General features: G+C 64.3%; 18 protein-coding genes. 12 read left to right on the plus strand and 6 right to left on the minus strand.

The features are described 5' to 3' along the window. Positions 1 to 14: 14 nt before the first annotated feature. The 4 genes from RPPS3_RS21445 to RPPS3_RS21460 all read left to right on the plus strand — a co-directional run bounded on the left by RPPS3_RS21445 (position 15) and on the right by RPPS3_RS21460 (position 6,134). Positions 15 to 1,814: a glucan ABC transporter ATP-binding protein/ permease gene (locus RPPS3_RS21445; RefSeq protein WP_107345855.1), complete on the plus strand. Its 1,800-nt coding sequence runs from the start codon at positions 15 to 17 to the stop codon at positions 1,812 to 1,814. 169 nt (positions 1,815 to 1,983) lie between these two features. After that, positions 1,984 to 3,432, plus strand: a complete 1,449-nt coding sequence (locus RPPS3_RS21450; RefSeq protein WP_107345856.1) for a D-alanyl-D-alanine carboxypeptidase family protein — start codon at positions 1,984 to 1,986, stop codon at positions 3,430 to 3,432. A gap of 274 nt (positions 3,433 to 3,706) precedes the next feature. Next, on the plus strand, positions 3,707 to 5,398 hold the full coding sequence (locus RPPS3_RS21455) for a long-chain fatty acid--CoA ligase (RefSeq protein ID WP_107345857.1): 1,692 nt from the start codon (positions 3,707 to 3,709) through the stop codon (positions 5,396 to 5,398). Positions 5,399 to 5,648: 250 nt separating this feature from the next. After that, the gene (locus RPPS3_RS21460; RefSeq protein WP_107345858.1) at positions 5,649 to 6,134 is read left to right on the plus strand and encodes a peroxiredoxin; all 486 of its coding nucleotides are present in this window, start codon (positions 5,649 to 5,651) and stop codon (positions 6,132 to 6,134) included. Positions 6,135 to 6,281: 147 nt separating this feature from the next. On the opposite strand, the gene rnhA is transcribed toward RPPS3_RS21460, so the two are convergent. The 3 genes from rnhA to ispH form a co-directional block, all read right to left on the minus strand. Then, positions 6,282 to 6,749 carry a ribonuclease HI gene (gene rnhA, locus RPPS3_RS21465; RefSeq protein ID WP_107345859.1) on the minus strand — a complete coding sequence of 156 codons (468 nt, stop codon included), beginning with the start codon at positions 6,747 to 6,749 and terminating at the stop codon, positions 6,282 to 6,284. Next, complete coding sequence (locus tag RPPS3_RS21470) at positions 6,746 to 7,729, minus strand: homoserine kinase (RefSeq protein WP_107345860.1); 984 nt, start codon at positions 7,727 to 7,729, stop codon at positions 6,746 to 6,748. Before RPPS3_RS21470 ends, rnhA begins: the two co-directional genes overlap by 4 nt. 87 nt (positions 7,730 to 7,816) lie before the next feature. Next, positions 7,817 to 8,779: a 4-hydroxy-3-methylbut-2-enyl diphosphate reductase gene (gene ispH, locus RPPS3_RS21475; protein ID WP_107345861.1), complete on the minus strand. Its 963-nt coding sequence runs from the start codon at positions 8,777 to 8,779 to the stop codon at positions 7,817 to 7,819. Between the two features lie 259 nt (positions 8,780 to 9,038). Between ispH and RPPS3_RS21480 the strand changes: the two genes are divergently transcribed. Beyond that, the gene (locus RPPS3_RS21480; protein ID WP_107345862.1) at positions 9,039 to 9,755 is read left to right on the plus strand and encodes a DUF1013 domain-containing protein; all 717 of its coding nucleotides are present in this window, start codon (positions 9,039 to 9,041) and stop codon (positions 9,753 to 9,755) included. Positions 9,756 to 10,105: 350 nt separating this feature from the next. Here the strand turns inward: RPPS3_RS21480 and RPPS3_RS21485 are convergent, their stop codons facing one another. Together RPPS3_RS21485 and RPPS3_RS21490 are read right to left on the minus strand one after the other, a co-directional pair. After that, a complete protein-coding gene (locus RPPS3_RS21485; protein WP_107345863.1) occupies positions 10,106 to 10,483 on the minus strand; it encodes a hypothetical protein in 378 nt (125 codons plus the stop codon). Positions 10,484 to 11,114: 631 nt separating this feature from the next. After that, positions 11,115 to 11,948, minus strand: a complete 834-nt coding sequence (locus RPPS3_RS21490; protein WP_107345864.1) for an HAD family hydrolase — start codon at positions 11,946 to 11,948, stop codon at positions 11,115 to 11,117. Positions 11,949 to 12,395: 447 nt separating this feature from the next. Here RPPS3_RS21490 and RPPS3_RS21495 point away from each other — a divergent pair, with 447 nt between their 5' ends. The 5 genes from RPPS3_RS21495 to RPPS3_RS21515 all read left to right on the plus strand — a co-directional run bounded on the left by RPPS3_RS21495 (position 12,396) and on the right by RPPS3_RS21515 (position 17,340). Then, positions 12,396 to 13,541 carry a GTP pyrophosphokinase gene (locus tag RPPS3_RS21495; protein ID WP_159060702.1) on the plus strand — a complete coding sequence of 382 codons (1,146 nt, stop codon included), beginning with the start codon at positions 12,396 to 12,398 and terminating at the stop codon, positions 13,539 to 13,541. A 619-nt stretch (positions 13,542 to 14,160) separates the two neighbouring features. Next, entirely contained in the window at positions 14,161 to 14,790 is a 630-nt protein-coding gene (locus tag RPPS3_RS21500; protein ID WP_107346725.1) for a DNA alkylation repair protein, read from the plus strand. Between the two features lie 395 nt (positions 14,791 to 15,185). Then, positions 15,186 to 16,139 (plus strand): c-type cytochrome, encoded by a 954-nt coding sequence (locus tag RPPS3_RS21505; protein WP_107345866.1) that lies wholly within the window; start codon positions 15,186 to 15,188, stop codon positions 16,137 to 16,139. A gap of 77 nt (positions 16,140 to 16,216) precedes the next feature. Further along, complete coding sequence (locus RPPS3_RS21510) at positions 16,217 to 16,477, plus strand: hypothetical protein (protein WP_234820019.1); 261 nt, start codon at positions 16,217 to 16,219, stop codon at positions 16,475 to 16,477. Between the two features lie 392 nt (positions 16,478 to 16,869). After that, complete coding sequence (locus RPPS3_RS21515; RefSeq protein WP_107345868.1) at positions 16,870 to 17,340, plus strand: BLUF domain-containing protein; 471 nt, start codon at positions 16,870 to 16,872, stop codon at positions 17,338 to 17,340. 244 nt (positions 17,341 to 17,584) lie between these two features. Here RPPS3_RS21515 and RPPS3_RS21520 read toward each other — a convergent pair whose 3' ends face one another. Continuing rightward, positions 17,585 to 18,487: a LysR family transcriptional regulator gene (locus tag RPPS3_RS21520; RefSeq protein ID WP_234820020.1), complete on the minus strand. Its 903-nt coding sequence runs from the start codon at positions 18,485 to 18,487 to the stop codon at positions 17,585 to 17,587. 96 nt (positions 18,488 to 18,583) lie between these two features. Between RPPS3_RS21520 and RPPS3_RS21525 the strand changes: the two genes are divergently transcribed. Together RPPS3_RS21525 and RPPS3_RS21530 are read left to right on the plus strand one after the other, a co-directional pair. Beyond that, positions 18,584 to 19,225, plus strand: a complete 642-nt coding sequence (locus tag RPPS3_RS21525; RefSeq protein WP_107345870.1) for a YceI family protein — start codon at positions 18,584 to 18,586, stop codon at positions 19,223 to 19,225. A gap of 74 nt (positions 19,226 to 19,299) precedes the next feature. Next, positions 19,300 to 19,890 carry a malonic semialdehyde reductase gene (locus RPPS3_RS21530; RefSeq protein WP_107345871.1) on the plus strand — a complete coding sequence of 197 codons (591 nt, stop codon included), beginning with the start codon at positions 19,300 to 19,302 and terminating at the stop codon, positions 19,888 to 19,890. Positions 19,891 to 19,918: the final 28 nt, after the last annotated feature.

Here is a 19,918-nt window from a genome sequence, read left to right on the forward strand (position 1 = left end):
TCCTGGGCCGGCTGATGTCGCTAATCCATCTCTACACCCGCGTGCTGCAACTGCTCGGCAAGGAGGCGCGGCTCGGCTGGATTCTTGCCGTCGCCAATCTGCTGCTCGCCACCGCGCAATTCGCCGAGCCGATCTTGTTCGGCCGGATCGTCGACGTGATGAGCGGCAATCTCGCCACCGGCGCACTTGTGCCGGAGACGCGCTCGCCCTGGCCGCTACTCGGCGCATGGGTCGGCTTTGGCCTGTTCACCATCATGTGCTCGGCCCTGGTTGCGCTGCAGGCCGACCGGTTGGCGCATCGGCAACGCCAGGCCGTGCTCACCGGCTATTTCGAACACATTCTGCAGCTGCCGATCAGCTTCCACACCGGCACCCATTCGGGCCGGCTGATGAAGGTGATGCTGCAAGGCACCGACGCGTTGTGGCGGATGTGGCTCGGCTTCTTCCGCGAGCACTTCGCCGCGATTCTGTCGCTGGTCGTGCTACTGCCGTTGTCGCTGTACATCAACTGGCGGCTGGCAATTTTGCTGTTTGTGCTGTGCGTCGTGTTCACGGTGCTGACCACACTGGTGGTGCACAAGACCTACGGCATGCAGGGCGAGGTCGAAGCCCAGTACAGCGATCTCTCCGCTCGCGCTTCGGACGCGCTCGGCAATGTCGCCCTGGTGCAGAGCTTCGTACGCGTCGACGCCGAGGTGCAGGGGCTGCGCAACGTCTCGGGGCGGCTGCTCGCGGCGCAGATGCCGGTGCTGTCGTGGTGGGCGCTGGTGACGGTGATCACCCGCGCCTCCACCACCATCACGGTGCTGTCGATTTTCGCGCTGGGCATCTACCTCAACCAGCAGGGGCTCACCAGCGTCGGCGAGATCGTGATGTTCGTCTCGTTCGCCACGCTGCTGATCCAGCGGCTCGAACAGGTGGTGAACTTCATCAACAACGTGCTGATGGAAGCGCCGCGCTTGCGCGAATTCATCGCGGTGCTCGATACCGTGCCCGCCGTGCGTGACCGCGCCGATGCGATCGACTGCGGCCGGCTGTCCGGCCTGGTCGAATTCCAGAACGTGTCGTTCTCCTATGACGGCAAGCGGCCAGCGGTCGAGGACCTGAGCTTCACCGCCCTGCCCGGCGACACCATCGCGCTGGTCGGCGCCACCGGCGCCGGCAAGTCGACCGCGATCGCGCTGCTGCATCGCGCCTTCGATCCGCAGTCCGGCGTGATCAAAGTCGACGGCATGGACGTCCGGGGTATTACACTGGCGTCGCTACGGCGGAACATCGGCGTGGTGTTTCAGGAAGCGCTGCTGTTCGACCGCTCGATCGCCGATAACCTGCGGGTCGGCAAGCCGGACGCGACGCCGGAAGAGTTGCGCCTCGCCGCCGAGCGCGCCCAAGCACTGGAGTTCATCGAGCGCAGCGACCACAAGTTCGAGACCAATGCCGGCGAGCGCGGACGCATGCTGTCCGGCGGCGAAAGGCAGCGGTTGTCGATCGCGCGTGCATTGCTGAAGGATCCGCCGATCCTGATCCTCGACGAAGCCACCTCGGCACTTGACGCGGTGACCGAGGCCAAACTCAACCTCGCGCTCGACGAGGTGATGAAAGGCCGCACCACCTTCGTGATCGCGCACCGGCTGTCCACCATTCGTGACGCCAGCCGTATTCTGGTGTTCGACAACGGCAAAGTGATCGAAAGCGGAACGTTCGATGAACTGGTGGCGCGCGGCGGCGCATTTGCGCAGTTGGCACGAGCGCAATTCATGGTCCAGGAGAGCGCGCGCTCGGCAATGAGCCCGGCAGCCGACGCACAACTCTGATCGGTCGAATTTCAGCCCTTTTCGTCCCCGATTACCCGGGGCCAAGCCCTGTTCTGCGGGCGCGAGCCGGTATAGGGTCGGGTTTGCTGGGGCCACCGCCTGAAAACCCGAACGTCACCGTGCCGCGATCTCGTCGGCGCGACGGAACTCACAGGACCGGAATCGGAACGTGCCTTTCATCACTGCACAGCCTCGCCGTTCATCCTCGTTTTTGACCATCGTCGTTGCGGCGTTGTTGTCGCTGACCGTGCTGCCACGCGTCGCGAATGCCGAAGCGCTGCTGCTGATCGAGGCCGATACCGGCAAGGTGCTGCAGGCCGACAACGCCACCTACCCGTGGCATCCGGCCTCCGTCACCAAGCTGATGACGCTGTATGTGACGCTGCAGGCGGTGAAGCAGGGCCGCATCACACCGGACACTCTGCTGACAGTGTCGCCGATCGCCTCGGCGCAATCGCCCTCGAAGATGGGCTTCCGCGCCGGCACCCAGCTCACCGTCGACAACGCGCTGAAGATGATGATGGTGAAGTCGGCCAATGACATGGCCGTGGTGCTGGCCGAAGGCGTCGGCGGTTCGATCGACGGCTTCTCGGCGATGATGAACGATACCGCGGCGCGGCTCGGAATGACGCAGACCCACTACGTCAATCCCAACGGCCTGCCCGCCGACGAGCAGGTGACCTCGGCGCGCGACCTTGCGATCCTGGCTCGTGCCATCATCCGCGACCTGCCCGAATACGAATACTACGTCCACATTCCGGCGATCCGCTTCGGCAAGCGGGTGACGCGGAACTTCAACAAGCTGATCGGCCGCTATCCCGGCGCTGACGGCTTCAAGACCGGCTTTATCTGCGCCTCGGGCTACAATCTGGTCGCCAGCGCCACGCGCAACGGCCGCCGGCTGATCGCCGTTGTGCTCGGTGCCAGCTCCGGCCAAGACCGCGCCGTGAAGGCCGCGCAACTGTTGGAGCGCGGCTTCTCCACCAACACCCTTGCCTGGCTGACGCCGTCGCTCGGCACCGTCGACAATCTGGCGCCGATCGCCGCAGCGCCGCCGGATCTGCGTGACGAGATGTGCGGACCGAAGCGCAAGCGCCCGGCCAGCGACGAAGACGAAACCGTCGCCAACGCGCTGTCGGGCAATCCGGTGATGTCGATGTTCCAGACGCCGGCGCTGCGGCCGGTCGACATGATCGCCGCCGAACCTGAACCGACCCAGCCGGTGCTGGTCTATACCGGTCCGACCCGCAGCGGTCCGGCGCTGATCGCCGCCGAGGCCAGCGATGCCGAGCGGCAGGCCGTCAAGCCGGCCAAGAAGAAGAAAGCCCGGGTCGCGAAGAAGAACGACGCCGCTTCGGAAGGTCAGGAAGCCAGCGTCGATCAGGCCGCGCCGAAGGGCAGCAAGCCGCGTACCGCGGTCGTCGTCGATACCAACAAGCCGGCCAAGCCTGCTGCCGGTGCCAAGCCAGCCGGCACCAAGCATGCGAGCCCAAAGCATGCGACGGCAAAGCCTGAAGCCGCCGCGGACAAGCCCGCCGCCCCGGCCAAGCCGAAGCCGAAGGCAGCCGCCAAACCTGCACCGAGCAGCGCAGCCAGCGACGCCAAGCCGAAATCCTGACGACCGTTACGGCAGCCTGAATCAACCTCTCGTTGCTGCCGCTTGATGGTTCACAGACCGCCGTCGCACTGCGGCGTGCGGCCGCTTGCGTTCGGTGTTGGCTTCGCTCAATACTCCGCCGAACGGGAGGTCGAACGCGGTTTTCGAGTACTTATTTCGCAGCGCAGCAAACGACCTGCGGCGTCTTTCGGCCAATTCGCCGCCCCCAACCGATATGCAACAATCATAACGCACGAAGCGGAATGCTTCGGGCAGGCGACACGAGGAACACACCATGGAGCGGATCTGGCTCAAGCAATACCCGCCGGGCGTCCCGGCCGACATCGACGTGACGCAGTATCCCTCGCTGGTCGATCTGTTCGAGGAAAGCTTCCGTAAGTACAGCGATCGCAAAGCCTTCATCTGCATGGACAAGGCGATCACCTATCGCGAGCTCGACGAAATGTCGGTCGCGCTGGGCGCCTACCTGCAGGGCAAGGGTCTGCAGAAGGGCGCGCGCGTTGCGCTGATGATGCCGAACGTGCTGCAGTATCCGGTGGCAATCGCTGCGGTGCTGCGCGCCGGCTTCGCGGTGGTCAACGTCAACCCGCTCTACACCCCGCGCGAGCTGGAGCATCAGCTCAAGGATTCCGGCGCCGAAGCCATCATCGTGCTGGAGAACTTCGCCCACACGGTCGAGCAGGTGGTCGCCCGCACGCCCGTCAAGCACATCATCGTCGGCACGATGGGCGACATGCTCGGCTTCAAGGGCGTGATCGTCAATCTGGTGGTCCGCAAGGTGAAGAAGATGGTGCCGGCCTATTCGCTGCCGGGCGCGGTCTCGTTCAACGATGCGGTCTCGGCCGGCCGCGGCCAGAAATTCACCAAGCCGGCGATCGGTCCCGAGAGCGTCGCCTTCCTGCAATATACCGGCGGCACCACCGGCGTCTCCAAGGGCGCGACGCTGCTCCACCGCAACGTGGTGGCGAACGTGCTGCAGAACGACGCCTGGCTGCAGCCGGCGCTGGCCAAGCCGCCGCATGTCGACCAGCTGTTCATCGTCTGCGCGCTGCCGCTGTACCACATCTTCGCGCTGACCGCGTGCTACCTGCTCGGCATGCGCGCCGGCGGCGTCAACCTGCTGATCCCGAACCCGCGCGACATCCCGGGCTTCATCAAGGAACTGATGAAGTATCAGGTCAACAGCTTCCCGGCCGTCAACACGCTGTATAACGGCCTGCTCCACGCGCCGGGCTTCGACAAGGTCGACTTCTCCAAGCTGAAGATCTCCAACGGCGGCGGCATGGCGGTGCAACGTCCGGTCGCCGAAGCCTGGCTGAAGATGACCGGCTGCCCGATCGCCGAAGGCTACGGCCTGTCCGAGACCGCGCCGGTGCTGACCTGCAACCCCGCGACCGTCACCGAGTTCAACGGCACCATCGGGCTTCCGATGCCGTCGACCGAGCTCTCGATCCGCGACGAAGAGGGCAAGGAAGTGCCGTTTGGCACCCCCGGCGAGATTTGCGCCAGGGGTCCGCAGGTGATGTCCGGCTACTGGAATCGTCCCGACGAGACCGCGCTGGTGATGACCGCCGACGGATTCTTCCGCACCGGCGATATCGGCGTGATGTCACCGGACGGCTTCACCAAGATCGTCGACCGCAAGAAGGATATGATCCTGGTCTCCGGCTTCAACGTCTATCCGAACGAAGTCGAGGAAGTGGTCGCGAGCCATCCCGGTGTGTTGGAATGTGCGGTGATCGGCGTGCCGGACTCGCGCACCGGCGAAGCCGTCAAGGCGTTCGTGGTGAAGAAGGACCCGGATGTCACCGCCGAGGACATCATCAAGTTCTGCCACAACGAACTGACCAACTACAAAGTGCCGCGGCAGATCGAATTCCGCACCACGCTGCCGAAGACCAACGTCGGCAAGATCCTGCGCCGCGAACTGCGCGACGAGAAGAAGAGCAATCAGGCGGCGGCGTAAACGCCTGCTCTTCTCGTGCCCTCCACGTCATTCCGGGGCGCGGCCAAACGGCCGCGAACCCGGAATCTCGCAGTTATCATGCCGGTGTCAGATTCCGGGTTCGCTCGCTGGCGCGAGCGCCCCGGAATGACGGCGTTACGCTTGGAGCACGCGCCGCCGCCTACCAGCACAAACACCCGACCGATCCCGCAATATTGTCACTGTCATACCCACGGGCTAGAAATCATCCGCACAACAGGGAGAGATACCGATGACCATCAAGGTTGGCGACCGCCTGCCCGACGCGCAGTTTCGGGTAATGACCGAAGACGGCGTGCAGGTGAAGACCACCGACGATATCTTCAAGGGCAAGAAGGTGGCGCTGTTCGCCGTGCCCGGCGCTTACACCGGCACCTGCCACAAGATGCATCTGCCGAGCATCTTCCTCAACGCCTATGCGATCAAGGACAAGGGCGTCGACACCATCGCGATCGTCTCGGTCAACGACGCCTTCGTGATGAACGCCTGGAAGCGCGACACCGACCAGCGCAATGAAGCGATCTTCCTCGGCGACGGCAATGCCGACTTCACCAAGGCGATCGGCATGGAAATGGACGGCTCGGGCTTTGGCCTCGGCACCCGTTCGCTGCGCTATTCGATGCTGGTCGAAGACGGCGTGGTGAAGACTCTCAACCTCGAGCCGAACCCCGGCAAGGTCGAAGTCTCCGGCGGCGACACGCTGCTCGGGCAGCTGTGATTAGTAACGTACACTGACCTCATCCTGAGGAGCCCGGCTTCGCTCGCAGAGCGAAGTCGGGCGTCTCGAAGGATGGCCGCGAGCACAGCCTGCTACCAACTCATGGTTCGAGACGGCGCTGCGCGCCTCCTCACCATGAGGACCTTGCTAACTAACCCGCCCCTTCAGCCGATTTTCCGCCAGCCCGTCCCGCGCAAGCTGATCGGCGCGTTCGTTTTCGGCATGGCCGGCGTGGCCTTTGACCCAGTGCCAGCGGATGCTGTGAGTCTTCAGCGCGGCGTCGAGGCGCTGCCACAGGTCGACGTTCTTGACCGGCTTCTTGTCGGCGGTCTTCCAACCGTTGCGTTTCCAGTTGTGAATCCAGCTGCCAATGCCGTTCTTCACATATTGGCTGTCGGTATAGAGATCCACCGAGCACGGCCGCGTCAGCGCTTCGAGCGCCGAGATCGCCGCCAATAACTCCATCCGGTTGTTGGTGGTGTGGGGCTCCCCGCCCTTCAGCTCTTTTTCGACGTCGCCGAATTTGAGGATCGCGCCCCAGCCGCCGGGGCCGGGGTTGCCGGAGCAGGCGCCGTCGGTGTGGATGATCACCGGCTTCTGGTCAGCCTCGCTCACGCCACCGCCCCTGCGATCTCGACACCATAGTCGCGGATTCCGGCGACATTCTGCTGGAAGCGCAGCTTGCGGACGTATTCCATCGGGTCCTTCGGCTTGACCAGCGCGCCTTCCGGCACGTTGAGCCAGTCGACCAGCCGGGTCAGCAGGAAGCGCAGCGCGGCGCCGCCGGCGAGCAGCGGCAGCGCGGCCTGCTCGGCGGCCTCGAGCGGCCGCTCGCGGGTATAGGCGCTGAGCAGCGCCCGCGCCTTGGTGACGTTGAAGGCGTGATCGGCCTCGAAGCACCAGGCGTTCAGGCAGATCGCCACGTCGTAGGCGAGCAGATCGTTGCAGGCAAAGGTGAAGTCGATGATGCCGGAGACGTCGTCGCCGATGAAGAACACGTTGTCGGGAAACAGGTCGGCGTGGATCAGGCCTTGCGGCAGATCGGACGGCCACACCCCGCTTTCCAGATAGCTCAGTTCGGCGGCCAGAAAATCGCGCAGGCCCGGCTGCACCTCGTCGGCGCGCGCCTCGGCGGCGGCGAACAGCGGCCGCCAGCCGGCGACCGACAGCGCGTTCGCCCGCTTCATCGCAAAGTCGCGCCCCGCCAGATGCATCTTGGCGAGCGCCTGGCCGACGCCGGCGCAATGCACCACGCTCGGCTTGCGCGGCCACACTCCGTCCAGGAAGCTGATGATCGCCGCCGGACGGCCGGCGAGCGTCGCCAACGTCTGGCCTTCGCGATCGGCGACCGGCTGCGGACAGCTGATGCCGTTGCCGGCCAGATGCGTCATCAGCGACAGGAAGAACGGCAGATCGTCGCGGGCGACGCGCTTTTCGTACAGCGTCAGGATGAAATAGCCGCGCGAGGTGTGCAGCAGGAAGTTGGAGTTCTCGACGCCTTCGGCGATGCCTTTGTAGGACAACAAGTCGCCGATGTCGTAGCGGCTCAGGAAATCCGCAAGCTCGTCGGCGGCGACGTCGGTATAGACCGCCATGGCGTGATCCGATCAGAAGGAAAAAAAGCTGGCGGCTTCCTAGACCAAGACGGGGCGCGATGAAAGGGCGCCCCCGGGTCCGGCCGGTTATTCCGCGGCGTCGGGGCGCAGCACCCGCGGCACCGGGAAGAACTCGTTTTCTTCCGCTGCCGACACCGTCTCGACCGACAGGTCGAACCGCTCGGCGAAGGCGCCCATGATCTCCTCGACGATCACCTCGGGGGCGGAGGCCCCGGCGGTGAGGCCGAGCACCTTGATGCCCTCGAACTGGCTCCAGTCGAGATCCGAGGCGCGCTGCACCAGCACCGCGACCTTGCAGCCCTCGCGCTCGGCGACTTCGCGCAGCCGCTGCGAGTTCGACGAATTCGGCGCGCCGACCACGATCATGGCGTCGACCACCGGCGCCACCTTCTTCACCGCCGCCTGGCGGTTGGTGGTGGCGTAGCAGATGTCTTCCTTGTGCGGCCCGGAGATGTTCGGGAAGCGCTCGCGCAGCACCGTGACGATGCCGGCGGTGTCGTCGATCGACAGCGTGGTCTGGGTGACGAAGGCGAGGTTGTTGGGGTCCTTCGGCTGATACGCCTCGGCATCGGCCGCGGTCTCGATCAGCGTCACCGCGCCGGCCGGGAGCTGGCCGAGGGTGCCGACCACTTCGGGGTGGTGCGAATGGCCGATCAGCAGGATCTCGCGGCCGCGCTTGAAATGGATCGCCGCCTCGCGGTGCACCTTGGTGACCAGCGGGCAGGTGGCGTCGATCGAGAAGAAATTCCGCGACAGCGCGTCTTCCGGCACCGACTTCGGCACGCCATGGGCGGAGAACACCACCGGGGCCTTGGTGTCCGGGATCTCTTCCAGTTCCTCGACGAAGATCGCGCCCTTGGCGCGCAGGCTGTCGACCACGTATTTGTTATGGACGATTTCGTGCCGGACATAGACCGGGGCGCCGTACAGAGCGAGCGCCCGCTCGACGGTATCGATCGCCCGCACCACGCCGGCGCAGAACCCGCGCGGCGAGCACAACACGATTTTCAGCGGCGATTTGGCGAGCATTGGCAACGATCCGGGGGCCTGGGCGCCGAGCAGAACCGGCGGAAAACGGGCGCACGCCAACGGCGTTGCGCAGCGGTCGAACGGGGTAGGAATTGGGCCGGGTTTGCGGCACTGTCAAGGCCGTTCAACCTGCACTTTAGCAAGGCTCCTTGCGCGGCGAGCCCCGGACAGCATATATAAGCGGCAATTCCCGTCATCCTCGACGACCCGCCTTGCCTCAGGACGAATCCGGAGGGGCAAGGGACAAAGGAGATTTGCCATGAGCAACGCACCGCTGATGCCGAAGGCCACCGCCGTCTGGCTGCTCGACAACACGGCGTTGACGTTCGATCAGGTCGCCGACTTCACCAAGATGCATGTCTTGGAGGTCAAGGCGATCGCCGACGGCGACGCCGCCCAGGGCATCAAGGGCATGGACCCGATTTCGACCGGCCAGCTCACCCGCGACGAGATCGAGAAGGGCGAGAAGGACCCGGACTATCGCCTGAAGCTCGCCGAGAGCAAGGTGGTGCTGCCGCAGGCCGCCAAGAAGAAGGGCCCGCGCTACACCCCGGTGTCGCGCCGCCACGAGCGCCCGAGCGCGATCCTGTGGCTGGTCCGCAATCATCCGGAGCTGAAGGACGCGCAGATCATGCGCCTGGTCGGCACCACCAAGACCACGATCGCATCCGTGCGCGACCGCACCCATTGGAACGCCGCGACCCTGACCCCGATGGACCCGGTGACGCTCGGCCTGTGCTCGCAGCTCGACCTCGACTTCGAGGTGCAGCGCGCCGCCAAGGAGAAGCCGACCGACCAGCAGTATGGCGGCGCCACGCTGCTTCCGGCCTCCGAGACCACCCGCAAGGAAGCCGAGTTCGAAGCGGCGACCTCCGGCAAGAGCCAGGAAGATCTCGACGTCGACGCGGTGTTCGCCAAGCTCAAGACCATCGGCGGCAAGAAACACGACGACGAGGACGAAGAAGGCGGCTTCTGAGCCACCGCCCCTCACGGTCATCGCCCGCGCAAGCGAGCGCCCCAGTATTCCAGAGCGCGCGTTGCTGACCGCAAGCGCTCTGGAATACTCGATCCTCCGCTTGCGCGGAGGATGACGGACCCAGCGCGTTGCGGCTTCGGAGCCGGCATCAGCGCAAAGCGGCCTCCCCACCATCGCTCTCATCACCATCATCGTCATCGCCCGCGCAGGCGGGCGACCCAGTATTCCAGAGCGCGCGTTGCTGACCGCAGGCTCTCTGGAAGACTTGATCCTCCGCTTGCGCGGAGGATGACGGATCGAGCGCGTTGCAGCTCCGCGGCCGGCATCATCGCAAAGCGCCCTCCCCACCGTCATCGCCCGCTCCCCGCCTTGCGCCCATCGCGCATCCGCTCGCCGTCCTGCCGCCGCGCCAGCGCCTGATCGCGGCGGCGGCGCTGCAGGTTGGTGTACAGCGTGTCGATCATCTTCCACTGTGACTCGGTCGGCGGGTCCATCGGCACCACGGCGCAGAGCATCGGCGTGCGGCAGCCGCGCGCCCGGCGGCAGTTCTTCACTGGGCAACGCTTGTGCGCCTGCGCTTCATCTGCCAGCGCGCGCTGCAGCGCGCGGCGTGCCGCCAGCCTGTCGATATCGAGCCAAAGCTGCGCCCGCTCGGCGCTGGCCTGCTGCTCGAGCGCATCCAGCCGCGCGTGATCCCAGCTGAGTTGTTCGGTCGGCCAAGTCGGCATCGCTCCCTCCTGATGCTGATACCAGCGGGCGCGCGCGCATGCGGCCGCGTTGCCCGCAAAAGCCTTGCGTGAGTGGTGGGTTCAGGGGGCCTCCGGTCGGCCATCGGGCCGAGGGAGGTGGAGCGCCGAAAGACGCGCCTTTGGTAGTACCCGCGGCCTCATGCCTCGGATCGCCGAAGCGCGAGCGCCGCGGAAACGTCTTTCGACGCTCCACCGTGGCGACTTTTGGCTGAAGGACCGTTCTTCCGGGACACGGCGAGCTTGCGGGCTTTCCCCGGCCTCTACCGTACCCGTCCAGCCTCTGTCGCGGCGGCCGCTCGTAGTAGCGGCGGACGGCGACCCTCAGCCTCCCGGAGGTACAGGGCGACGTCCACCCCACACCCGCAGGCGCCACACCCCGCCCCGCGACGACCAGCGTCCCGGCAACGCGCCCCTCGATGGGGCGGGATGTATGGGAATATAATCCAGATACGGAATCCTGTCAAACGACAAGTTGGGAACGCCTAACCCCTAGGGGCGATTAGCGCAGCGTCATCCGCCGTCTTCATGACGTGGATCGGCGGGGCGCTTCGACGAAGCCGCCCTACGTCCTCCTCACCTTTCGAGACGCTCGGCTACGCCGAGCTCCTCTTTAGCGCGACTTCATGCAGTTCAGTTGGTGGCTCGCGGCCACCTTGTCGATAATCGCAGTTACTATAGCTTCGATCTGCTTCCCTTCCGAATAGTCGGCCGGTGCGATGAAGTCCGCTCGCCTATCCTCTATGAGTTTTTCGGCTTTAAGCTTTGAGGCATTCGGACGATACACAGCAATCGAATGACCGCCTTGCTCTTTGACCAACCTCATACAGGGAACATCGGTCTCGCCGTCTCCAATAAATACAATGTTCGTGAACGGCATTGGCCGATCCTCGTGCGCAACGAACTTATTGATGAGCCCGTGCTCATTCACGGATAGAACACCCTTATTGATGCGAAATAGATACTGTGTCTTCGTTGTGTAGTTGATTGCGAGGGCCGGCCAACTGGCGACGCCATTTGCATCGTAGGCAAAGGATGACGCAAAGACCTTCTTAAATTTCTTTCCTATGTCCGTTGCCTCAATCATCTCCTTGATGCCCGAGGAGATTACAAAATGGTCGAGACGCACGCCCAATTCCTTCGCATGCTCGTCAATGCGCTCGAACCAATTTTCTAACCCTGGAAATAGCTTCACCTCTTTGCCGTGTTTGGCAAAATCCTGCCTACGAACGGGCACATCCTCAGCCTTCGCTCGTTCGAGCATGAAAGTCATGTAAGACAGAATCTCGTCAGCTTCATGCTTGGCGGCGCGCTCTTTGTTCTTTGTCCAGAAATCACTCTTTTTCATGCCAATTGCGGGCAGGAAACTGTTCTCTTGAATATTCCCCGGCGCAAGTGTCCCATCGAAATCATAGGCGATCGCCATGGGGATAGTACGTTTTGTCATCAGCACCTCATTGCAATGCGCGCCCCACAACTGATTACCGCAAAGTCAATAGGGAAGACAGGCTCGGCAGAGACTGAAACGCCTCGACGAATCGCCGAACATTGTTTCAGGACAGCGACAAAGATCTTCTAGTGAAACGGAGTTATCCCGGACATCCACAATGCGCCACCAAATATCCGCGGTGCCCAGATAGGCCGGGACGGCGCCTCCTAGCGACTACTTCGACCGCGGATCAAGCCCAGCCCCCCCCAAAACCGCAGGTCGATTAGTGCAGCACCGCCCCTCGTGTCCATCGATACCGTACATCGGCAGGTTACGCCTTCGGCTAATCCACCCTACGCGCCGCCCCCATTCGAAAACACCACCTGATTCATTGCCACCTCTTACCTTCTAAGAATATAGTTCCGACGCCTTTTCAGACACCCACATTATCAAATGGCCTTCTGCATGTCTGCCGACCAGCCACCTAACAACGATCAAACGACAGAACCTCCACTCTGTGACCTACAATCTCACGCTCAAAAGGCCCTGGTGGACTACCTTAAGGAACAGAATTTCTATTCCGCCCTTTCCGAAGTCGTGGTGCGAATACTCGATGAGTGCATCAAGGCCCGCAACATCAAGATCCACTCCATTCAAGCCAGAGCAAAAGACCCTACAAGCTTCGCAAAAAAGGCAGCCAAGCCATCTGATGTTGATCCTTCTAAGCCAAAATATAAAAACCCTCTTAGCGACATAACCGACCTCGCCGGCGTCAGGGTGATCACCCAATTCTTGGGAACACTCTCTGATATAGACACGATAATAAATGAAGAATTTGAAATACTTGAAAAATCAAACAAAGGACTTGAATTGATCGAAGAGGACCGTTTTGGCTACCAAAGCGTCCACTATCTAGTCAAAATAAGAAGTATTCGCTCTGGGCTAGCTGAATATTCGCGGTTCAAGAGCGCCGTCACCGAAATACAGGTCCGAACGATCCTGCAGCACGCATGGGCAGAGATCGAGCATGATATACAGTACAAGTCATCAGACACTATACCGACAGAAATTCACCGCCGATTTATGGCCCTTGCGGGGATGCTTGAAGTCGCCGACAGGGAATTTCAAGCCATCGATGAAGCCGATCGGCAACTGAACGAAAAGGCTAGCCAGGACGTCCAGAAGGGGAAGCTAGCTGGCGTTGAAATTACTCCGCGCTCTATCAAAGAGTTCCTAGACAAGAATTTGGGGCCAGATGGGCGAATATCGGAAGCAGCCTACGATTGGCTGGCACGATTACTGAAGACGATCGGCTTTAGAGACCTTAATGAGGTTCAAACGGCTATATCGCCATACAATGATGACCAAATAAGCAGAATTGGAGAAGGAGGGCGACTTGGCCAGATATCGCGATTCGAGTTGATGATAGAAGCTGCATTCGGGAAAGAAGCGCTGCTGAAGCATCATCCGTTCCGCCATTACGACTGGTACAAAAAACGCCTAGATCGGGTGTTCTCCAGACTGGTAGAGGCCGGCGTTCCTGTCGGCACATTTCGCCTTTCGGCGCACAACGAGCCTGATCATCTCGGCCTCACCGGCAAGCAAGCGTAGCCCGCGCGAGCGAAGCGACCACGGGGTCTTTTGCAAGGATGTGTTCTATGACGAACAAGCGGAGGCCGTCCGGCATCGCTCGTGACGCCGGAAGGACAACTGGCATACCCGCAGTCGACATGGCTCAGAGCGGGCACGATCTGGTCGATGCGATGCAAGCATCGCCTTGTCGGGATGTCGGACTTACGCCGCGTCGGACGAGGCTCCCGGTACGTGACGTTGATCCGTTCGCGACATTCTCCGAATGGCTTTTGGAGTCCGACGAAGCGGCCTATCGCGATCTGTGAGCCGCGCTTCGTCCCGCGTTTCGCTTCGCTCGCGCGGGCTACACGTTGGACTCACGACCCGCGTCGCCCTCACCCCAACCCTCTCCCGCAAGCGGGAGAGGGAGCGGGCTGCGATCTGCGGAATGGCCCGTGCTTCAAGCTCATAGGAGACGGATAAGCGCGGCGTCATCCGCCGCCTTCACTGGCGCCGCAAATCGGCGGGTTACGCCTTCGGCTAACCCGCCCTACGCGCTGAGCGCGCATCATTATTGCACCGACCGAGTCCACGCCGCGCGCATGGAAGCGCGGCCACGATCGCGATAGTGTCCTGCGAAGCTCAAACCGAGACCATGATGCGGATCACAACGGCGATCGTCGAACGGGCCAGGCGCACGGCGAACGGGTTCAAGGATCTCGAACTGGCGGCCGACGAAGTGATCGCGTCCGGCGATGCGGCGCGGTCGAAAGACGTCGCACTGGAGCTGTTGCGATCCGAGGTCCATCAAGCCCGCTGTGTGGCGACGTTCATTCTCGGGCGTCTGGCCGCCGGCGACGGCGATGCGCTCGCCGTGCTGAAGCAGCGAGTCAGCCAGGACGACGATTGGCGCGTGCAGGAGATTCTGGCCAAGGCATTCGACCGGTTCTGCGCGGACACCGGCTATGAGGCCGCGCTGCCGACCATCCGGGAGTGGTTGTCGGCGGCATCCGCCAACACAAGGCGCGCCGTGACCGAGGGGTTGCGGATATGGACGGCGCGGCCTTACTTCCGCGCCCATCCCGAAGCCGCCGTCGCACTGCTGTCGCCGCTGCGGAGCGACGCCAGCGAGTACTTGCGCAAGTCGGTCGGCAACGCCCTGCGGGACGTCAGCAAGAAGCACCCCGATCTGATCCGCAGCGAAGTCGCGACCTGGAATCTGGATCAGCAAGGCGTCCGGCAAGTCCACAAGCTGGCCACGCGCCTGCTGGTATCCTCCGCCGCCTGAAACGCTGAGACGCGGACGACGGGATCAACCGCGGGGCGGATGAGCGCAGCGTCATCCGCCGTCTTCCTTCGCGTCGCATGTCGGCGGGTGACGCCTTCGGCTGACCCGCCCTACGCGTGACTGCAAACGCCATCAGCTCATCGAGCGCACCGGACCGCCAAGCCATGAACCGGCTTGGCATCGCCTTTACGATCGCTCGGTCGAGTCCCCGTTGCCTTCCCCCATTGCCGATTGACGGCCATACCAAACTACCTATCCTGCGCGACCGGCCGGCGAACGCGCGCTGCTCATCGCGCTGCTGAGCCGCAAATAACAACTGGGGCGAGCGCCGCAGGCGCGTGCTCGGACGCGGAGAGGCACGGATGGGGCGGCTGCGGAGACGCGTGGGCCGGGCGATGCGTCTGTTGCTGGTGCCGGCCGCGCTGTGTGCCGCCTCCGCAGGCCTGGCGCAGGACGAGGCGCCGCCGGTGTGGGCCTATCCGATCGCGCCGCCGGGCACGGTAGCGCCGGCCGACGACGGCACGGTGCGGCACGTGGCGGGCAGCGAGGCCGGCTACACGCTGACGCAGATCCGGGATCTGTTCTTCGCGCTCGACTGGCGGCCCGACGCGCACGCGGCGATGCCCTCGATCGTCGCGTTGGGGCGGAAGCCGAACCTGCGCGCCTGCGGCAGCTGCCACCGGCCGGAGGGCATCGGCGGGCCGGAGAACGCCAGCCTCGCCGGCCTGCCGGCCGACTACATCAAGCGGCAGATCGACGACTATCGCAGCGGTGCGCGCAGCACCGGCGCACCGGCGCGGGCGCATGTATTCCGGATGATTGCGGCGCTGAAGGAGCTGACGCCGGAGGAGATCGACCAGGCCGCCGCCTACTACGCGGCGATCCGGCTGCCGGCGCGGATCAAGGTGGTCGAGAGCGAGCGAGCGCCCGCGACCACGACCCCGAACTGGTACTACACACCCAGCGGCGGCGGCGCGACCGAGCCGCTCGGCGACCGCATCGTCGAGGTGCCGGACGACGAGGAGAACTACGTCAACCGCGACGCGCGCGTCACCTTCACCGCCTATGTGCCGCCCGGCAGCATCGCGCGCGGACAAAAGCTGGTCGCGGGCGCCGAGGCGGAGCGGGTGCCGGCCTGCGCCGGCTGCCACGGCGACACCCTGCACGGCACCGACACCATCCCGCCGATCGCCGGCCGCTCGCCGAGCTACATCGTGCGGCAGCTTTACGAATTCAAACACGGCCTGCGCCGCGGCGCGCTGGCCGAACCGATGCAGGCCAACACCGCGGCGATGACGCTCGCTGACATGACGGCGATCGCCAGCTATCTGGCGACACTGCCGCCCTAAGCGCACGCGCAAGCCCCCTGCCCCCGCGTCGCTGCCCCGCATTGACAGGGGCGCGCGGTGCGGCCGAGACTTCGGCCATGGCGTATTTCTGGCTTCTGATCGCGATCGTGGTCACCGGCGGCGTGGCGGCGATCGTCAACGACACCGCCTATAGCGGCGAACTGTTCGACTCCTCGACGGTGGTCGGCGTCGCGATGCTGTCGGCGCTGACGCTGTTCGTCGGCCGCGGCCTACTGCGCGGGACCACCACCAGCCAATGGCTGAACCACGCTTTGATCTGGGCCGCGATCGTGCTCGCCGTGGCGGTGGCGTATCGGCTGTGGCCGATGCTGAGCTGAGGCGCTTTCACGACCGCTGATGAAGTTCGCTGCGCTCGACAATCCGGCGTTCTCGGCTCCCGGAGTCATGTCAGGCCCTCGTTGATCCAGGGATCGAGATGCCGGGTTCGCTCGCTGGCGCGAGCGCCACGGAATGACTCGGACGGACATCGGCGCGACACGGAGCATCCCGACAATTTTAGCGAGTCATCACCGCGCCCGTTCGCGGCCGCGCTTTCGATTCACGACTGCGAGAATTCAGGACTCGCGCGCGTCACGAGCGCTGCGGAATGACAGGGGGTGAGAAGACGCAGGGGTGTTTTGACGCCGCGCAAGGCAGCGCGAGGCGCAGCGCTCCTCAATGGCGGCAGAGGATTGGCTGATTGCATTACTCCGTCTAAACCTGCGCGGTGATGACTGAATCGCATTTGTATCGGTTGCTTTACGTCAGCGAGAATCGGATCGAGGGCGATGTCGCGCATGTCGCCCGTGAGATCGAGGGCATCCTCGCGACCTCCCGCCGCAACAACGACGCGCTCGGCCTGACCGGCGCGCTGATCTTCAATTGCGGCTTCTTCGCCCAGGTGCTGGAAGGCCCGCGCGAGACCGTGGAGCGGATCTTCGACGTGATCCGGCACGACCCGCGCCACGGCAAGATCCAGGTGATGTCGGCCGCCGAGGTCGAGACACGCGAATTCCCGAACTGGACGATGGCCTATATCGGCCGCTCGCCGAGCTGGGAAAAGGCGCTCGGCTGGATCAAGGACGACACCCACTTCGCCCCCGACGAGCGCTGCGACCGGCTGTTCAAGATCGTCATGGAAATGGCCTACGACGCCGAGCTGTCGCCGGACCGGACGTTCGCGGCGCCGGGCAAGAGCTGAGGGCGAGCGGACGCTGCCCGCATTCTCAGAGCCCGACCGGACATGCGGACAGCAAAGGCTTTCCTAAGCCGTCCAATCGACGATGAGTTTCGTCATGGCCGGGCTCGTCCCGGCCATCCACGCCTTTGCATGCGGTTTTCGCCGCAAGGCGTGGATGCCCGGCACAAGGCCGGGCATGACGGGTTGAAACGAAGGTGCTCGAGTTCATTGCCCGCATTTCCAGTCGGGCTCTGAGGAGCACGGCTCACCCGCGCGGGCTCTGGGCACGGAGGTAGTTCAGCATCCATTGCGCAGCGGGGCCGAGCGGGCGGGCGGCGAGGTGCGCGGCGGTCATCACCAGCTGCGCGGTGCGGTCCTCGAATTCCATCGGCTGGATCAGCTTGAGCCGGCCGGCCTCGACATCGTCCGCCACCAGATGGGTCGGCATGCTGCCCCAGCCGAGCCCGGCCAGCAGCATCGCGTGCTTGGTGCCGAGATCGGCGAGCCGCCAGGTCTGCGTCGACAGCACGCCGTAGTCGCGCCCCTCGGTCAGCGCCGAACGATCGGTCAGCACCAGCTGCACATGGCGGCGCAGCACGTCGGTCGGGATCGGGCCGGCGATCGCGGCGAGCGGATGACCCTGCGCCACCACCGGCAGCAGCTGCACGGTGGACAGCGTCGAGCGCTTCAGATCGGGATGGTCGCTGAACGGCTCCGGCACCAGCCCGATCACGCAGGTGCCGTTCAGCACCAGCTCGGCCGAGGCGCCGAGCGACTGCACGAATATCCGCGGCGGCACGGTGGGGAAGGCGTCGGTGAAGGCGCGCAGCGCATCGACCATCCGCGGCATCGGAAACATCGAGTCCAGCACCAGGGTCAATTCCGACTCCAGGCCCCCGGCGAGGCTGCGGGCCTGATCGCGAAACGCCGCCGCCTCCTCGGAAATCCGCCGCGCCCGCGCCAGCAGCGCGCGGCCCGCCTCGGTCAGCACCGGCCGGTAGCCGGAGCGATCGAACAGCGCGACGCCGATCTGCTGCTCCAGCTTCTGCACCCCATAGGTGACGGCCGACTGCGCCCGCCGCAGCCTGCGGGCGGCGCCGGAGAAGCTGCCTTCGTCCGCCACGGTGAGCAGGAGCTGGATCTGGTCGAGGGTGAGGCCGTCGTTCATCATCGAAATTTTAGATGAAGAACCGCAAAACTTCATCTCTTTCTTCGGCGGGCAGCCGCTCTTAAGTCAGGGGGACAGCCAAACTGGAGGATGCACATGATCCAACGACGCCTGCTGTTTCCGATCCTGGCCGCCGCCCTGGTGGCCGCGCCCGCCGTGTTCGCCGAGACCGCGCCGAAGGCCGCCAAGGCCCAGGCGGTGAAGACCGAGCCGGTGAAGGTCGAGAGCGGCGCTTACGCGATCGACCCCGACCACACCCAGGTCGGCTTCGTGGTGTCGCATATGGGCTTTTCGGATTTCCGCGGCCGGTTCGGCGACGTCTCCGGCACGCTGCAGCTCGACGGCGCCAACCCGGCCAAGAGCAGCTTCGACATCAAGCTACCGACCGCCTCGGTGAACACCCCAGTCGACAAGCTGACCGAGGAGCTGAAGGCCGCCGACTGGCTCGACGCCAAGGCGAATCCGGAGATCCGCTTCACCTCGCAGAGCGTCAACGTGACCGGCCCGCGCCAGGCCAAGGTGACCGGCGAGCTGACGCTGCACGGCGTCACCAAGAAGGTGACGCTCGACGCCCGGCTGCACGGCGCCGGCGTCAATCCGCTGAACAAGAAGGTGACGGTCGGCTTCGATCTCACCGGCACGATCAAGCGCAGCGACTTCGGCGTGACGAAATATGTGCCGTTGATCAGCGACGAGGTCGGCCTCGAGATCAGCGCCGCATTCGAAAAGCAGAACTGATCGCTTCGACGTTCCGCGCCCGCCGCATCCGGCGGCGGGCGCCTCTCCCCTCGTCCCAGACAAGAACCCGCCCCATGAGCACTTCGCTGCCCGACCCCCACCTCGACCAGCTGTTCGTTCAGGCCCGCACCCACAATGCGTGGACCTCGAAGCCGGTGACCGACGACACTATCCACGCCCTGTATGATCTCGTGAAATGGGCGCCGACCGCAGCCAACAGCAATCCGGGCCGCTTCGTGTTCGTGCGCAGCGCCGAGGCCAAGGCGCGGCTGCTGAAGAGCGTCGCGCCGGGCAATGTCGACAAGGTCAAGGCGGCGCCGTGCTGCGTGATCGTGGCCTACGACACCGAATTCCACGACCTGTTGCCGCAGCTGTTTCCCGCACGCGACATGCGCAGCGGCTTCGTCGGCAAGCCGGAGCTGATCACCGAGACGGCGAAGCGCAACTCGGCGCTGCAGGGCGCCTACATGATCCTCGCCGCCCGCGCGCTCGGGCTCGATGCCGGTCCGATGTCCGGCTTCGATCACGCCGCGCTCGATGCCGAGTTCTTCCCCGACGGCCGCTGGAAGTCGAACTTCCTGTGCAACATCGGCTACGGCGACGCCGAGAAGCTGTTTCCGCGCAACCCGCGGCTCGCCTTCGAGGAAGCCTGCCGCGTGCTGTGACGCGGCCGCTCAACATCACTTCCAATCA

The organism is Rhodopseudomonas palustris (genome assembly GCF_003031265.1).
GTDB lineage: Bacteria > Pseudomonadota > Alphaproteobacteria > Rhizobiales > Xanthobacteraceae > Rhodopseudomonas > Rhodopseudomonas palustris_H.

What these genes read in the sequence shown, in the direction of transcription:
- RPPS3_RS21445 (WP_107345855.1), top strand. Translation starts at nt 15, where the DNA reads ATGTCGCTAATCCATCTCTACACCCGCGTGCTGCAACTGCTCGGCAAG.
- RPPS3_RS21455 (WP_107345857.1), top strand. Translation starts at nt 3,707, where the DNA reads ATGGAGCGGATCTGGCTCAAGCAATACCCGCCGGGCGTCCCGGCCGAC.
- RPPS3_RS21460 (WP_107345858.1), top strand. Translation starts at nt 5,649, where the DNA reads ATGACCATCAAGGTTGGCGACCGCCTGCCCGACGCGCAGTTTCGGGTA.
- RPPS3_RS21470 (WP_107345860.1), bottom strand. Translation starts at nt 7,729, where the DNA reads ATGGCGGTCTATACCGACGTCGCCGCCGACGAGCTTGCGGATTTCCTG.
- ispH (WP_107345861.1), bottom strand. Translation starts at nt 8,779, where the DNA reads ATGCTCGCCAAATCGCCGCTGAAAATCGTGTTGTGCTCGCCGCGCGGG.
- RPPS3_RS21480 (WP_107345862.1), top strand. Translation starts at nt 9,039, where the DNA reads ATGAGCAACGCACCGCTGATGCCGAAGGCCACCGCCGTCTGGCTGCTC.
- RPPS3_RS21485 (WP_107345863.1), bottom strand. Translation starts at nt 10,483, where the DNA reads ATGCCGACTTGGCCGACCGAACAACTCAGCTGGGATCACGCGCGGCTG.
- RPPS3_RS21490 (WP_107345864.1), bottom strand. Translation starts at nt 11,948, where the DNA reads ATGACAAAACGTACTATCCCCATGGCGATCGCCTATGATTTCGATGGG.
- RPPS3_RS21495 (WP_159060702.1), top strand. Translation starts at nt 12,396, where the DNA reads ATGTCTGCCGACCAGCCACCTAACAACGATCAAACGACAGAACCTCCA.
- RPPS3_RS21500 (WP_107346725.1), top strand. Translation starts at nt 14,161, where the DNA reads ATGCGGATCACAACGGCGATCGTCGAACGGGCCAGGCGCACGGCGAAC.
- RPPS3_RS21505 (WP_107345866.1), top strand. Translation starts at nt 15,186, where the DNA reads ATGCGTCTGTTGCTGGTGCCGGCCGCGCTGTGTGCCGCCTCCGCAGGC.
- RPPS3_RS21510 (WP_234820019.1), top strand. Translation starts at nt 16,217, where the DNA reads ATGGCGTATTTCTGGCTTCTGATCGCGATCGTGGTCACCGGCGGCGTG.
- RPPS3_RS21515 (WP_107345868.1), top strand. Translation starts at nt 16,870, where the DNA reads ATGACTGAATCGCATTTGTATCGGTTGCTTTACGTCAGCGAGAATCGG.
- RPPS3_RS21520 (WP_234820020.1), bottom strand. Translation starts at nt 18,487, where the DNA reads ATGAACGACGGCCTCACCCTCGACCAGATCCAGCTCCTGCTCACCGTG.
- RPPS3_RS21525 (WP_107345870.1), top strand. Translation starts at nt 18,584, where the DNA reads ATGATCCAACGACGCCTGCTGTTTCCGATCCTGGCCGCCGCCCTGGTG.
- RPPS3_RS21530 (WP_107345871.1), top strand. Translation starts at nt 19,300, where the DNA reads ATGAGCACTTCGCTGCCCGACCCCCACCTCGACCAGCTGTTCGTTCAG.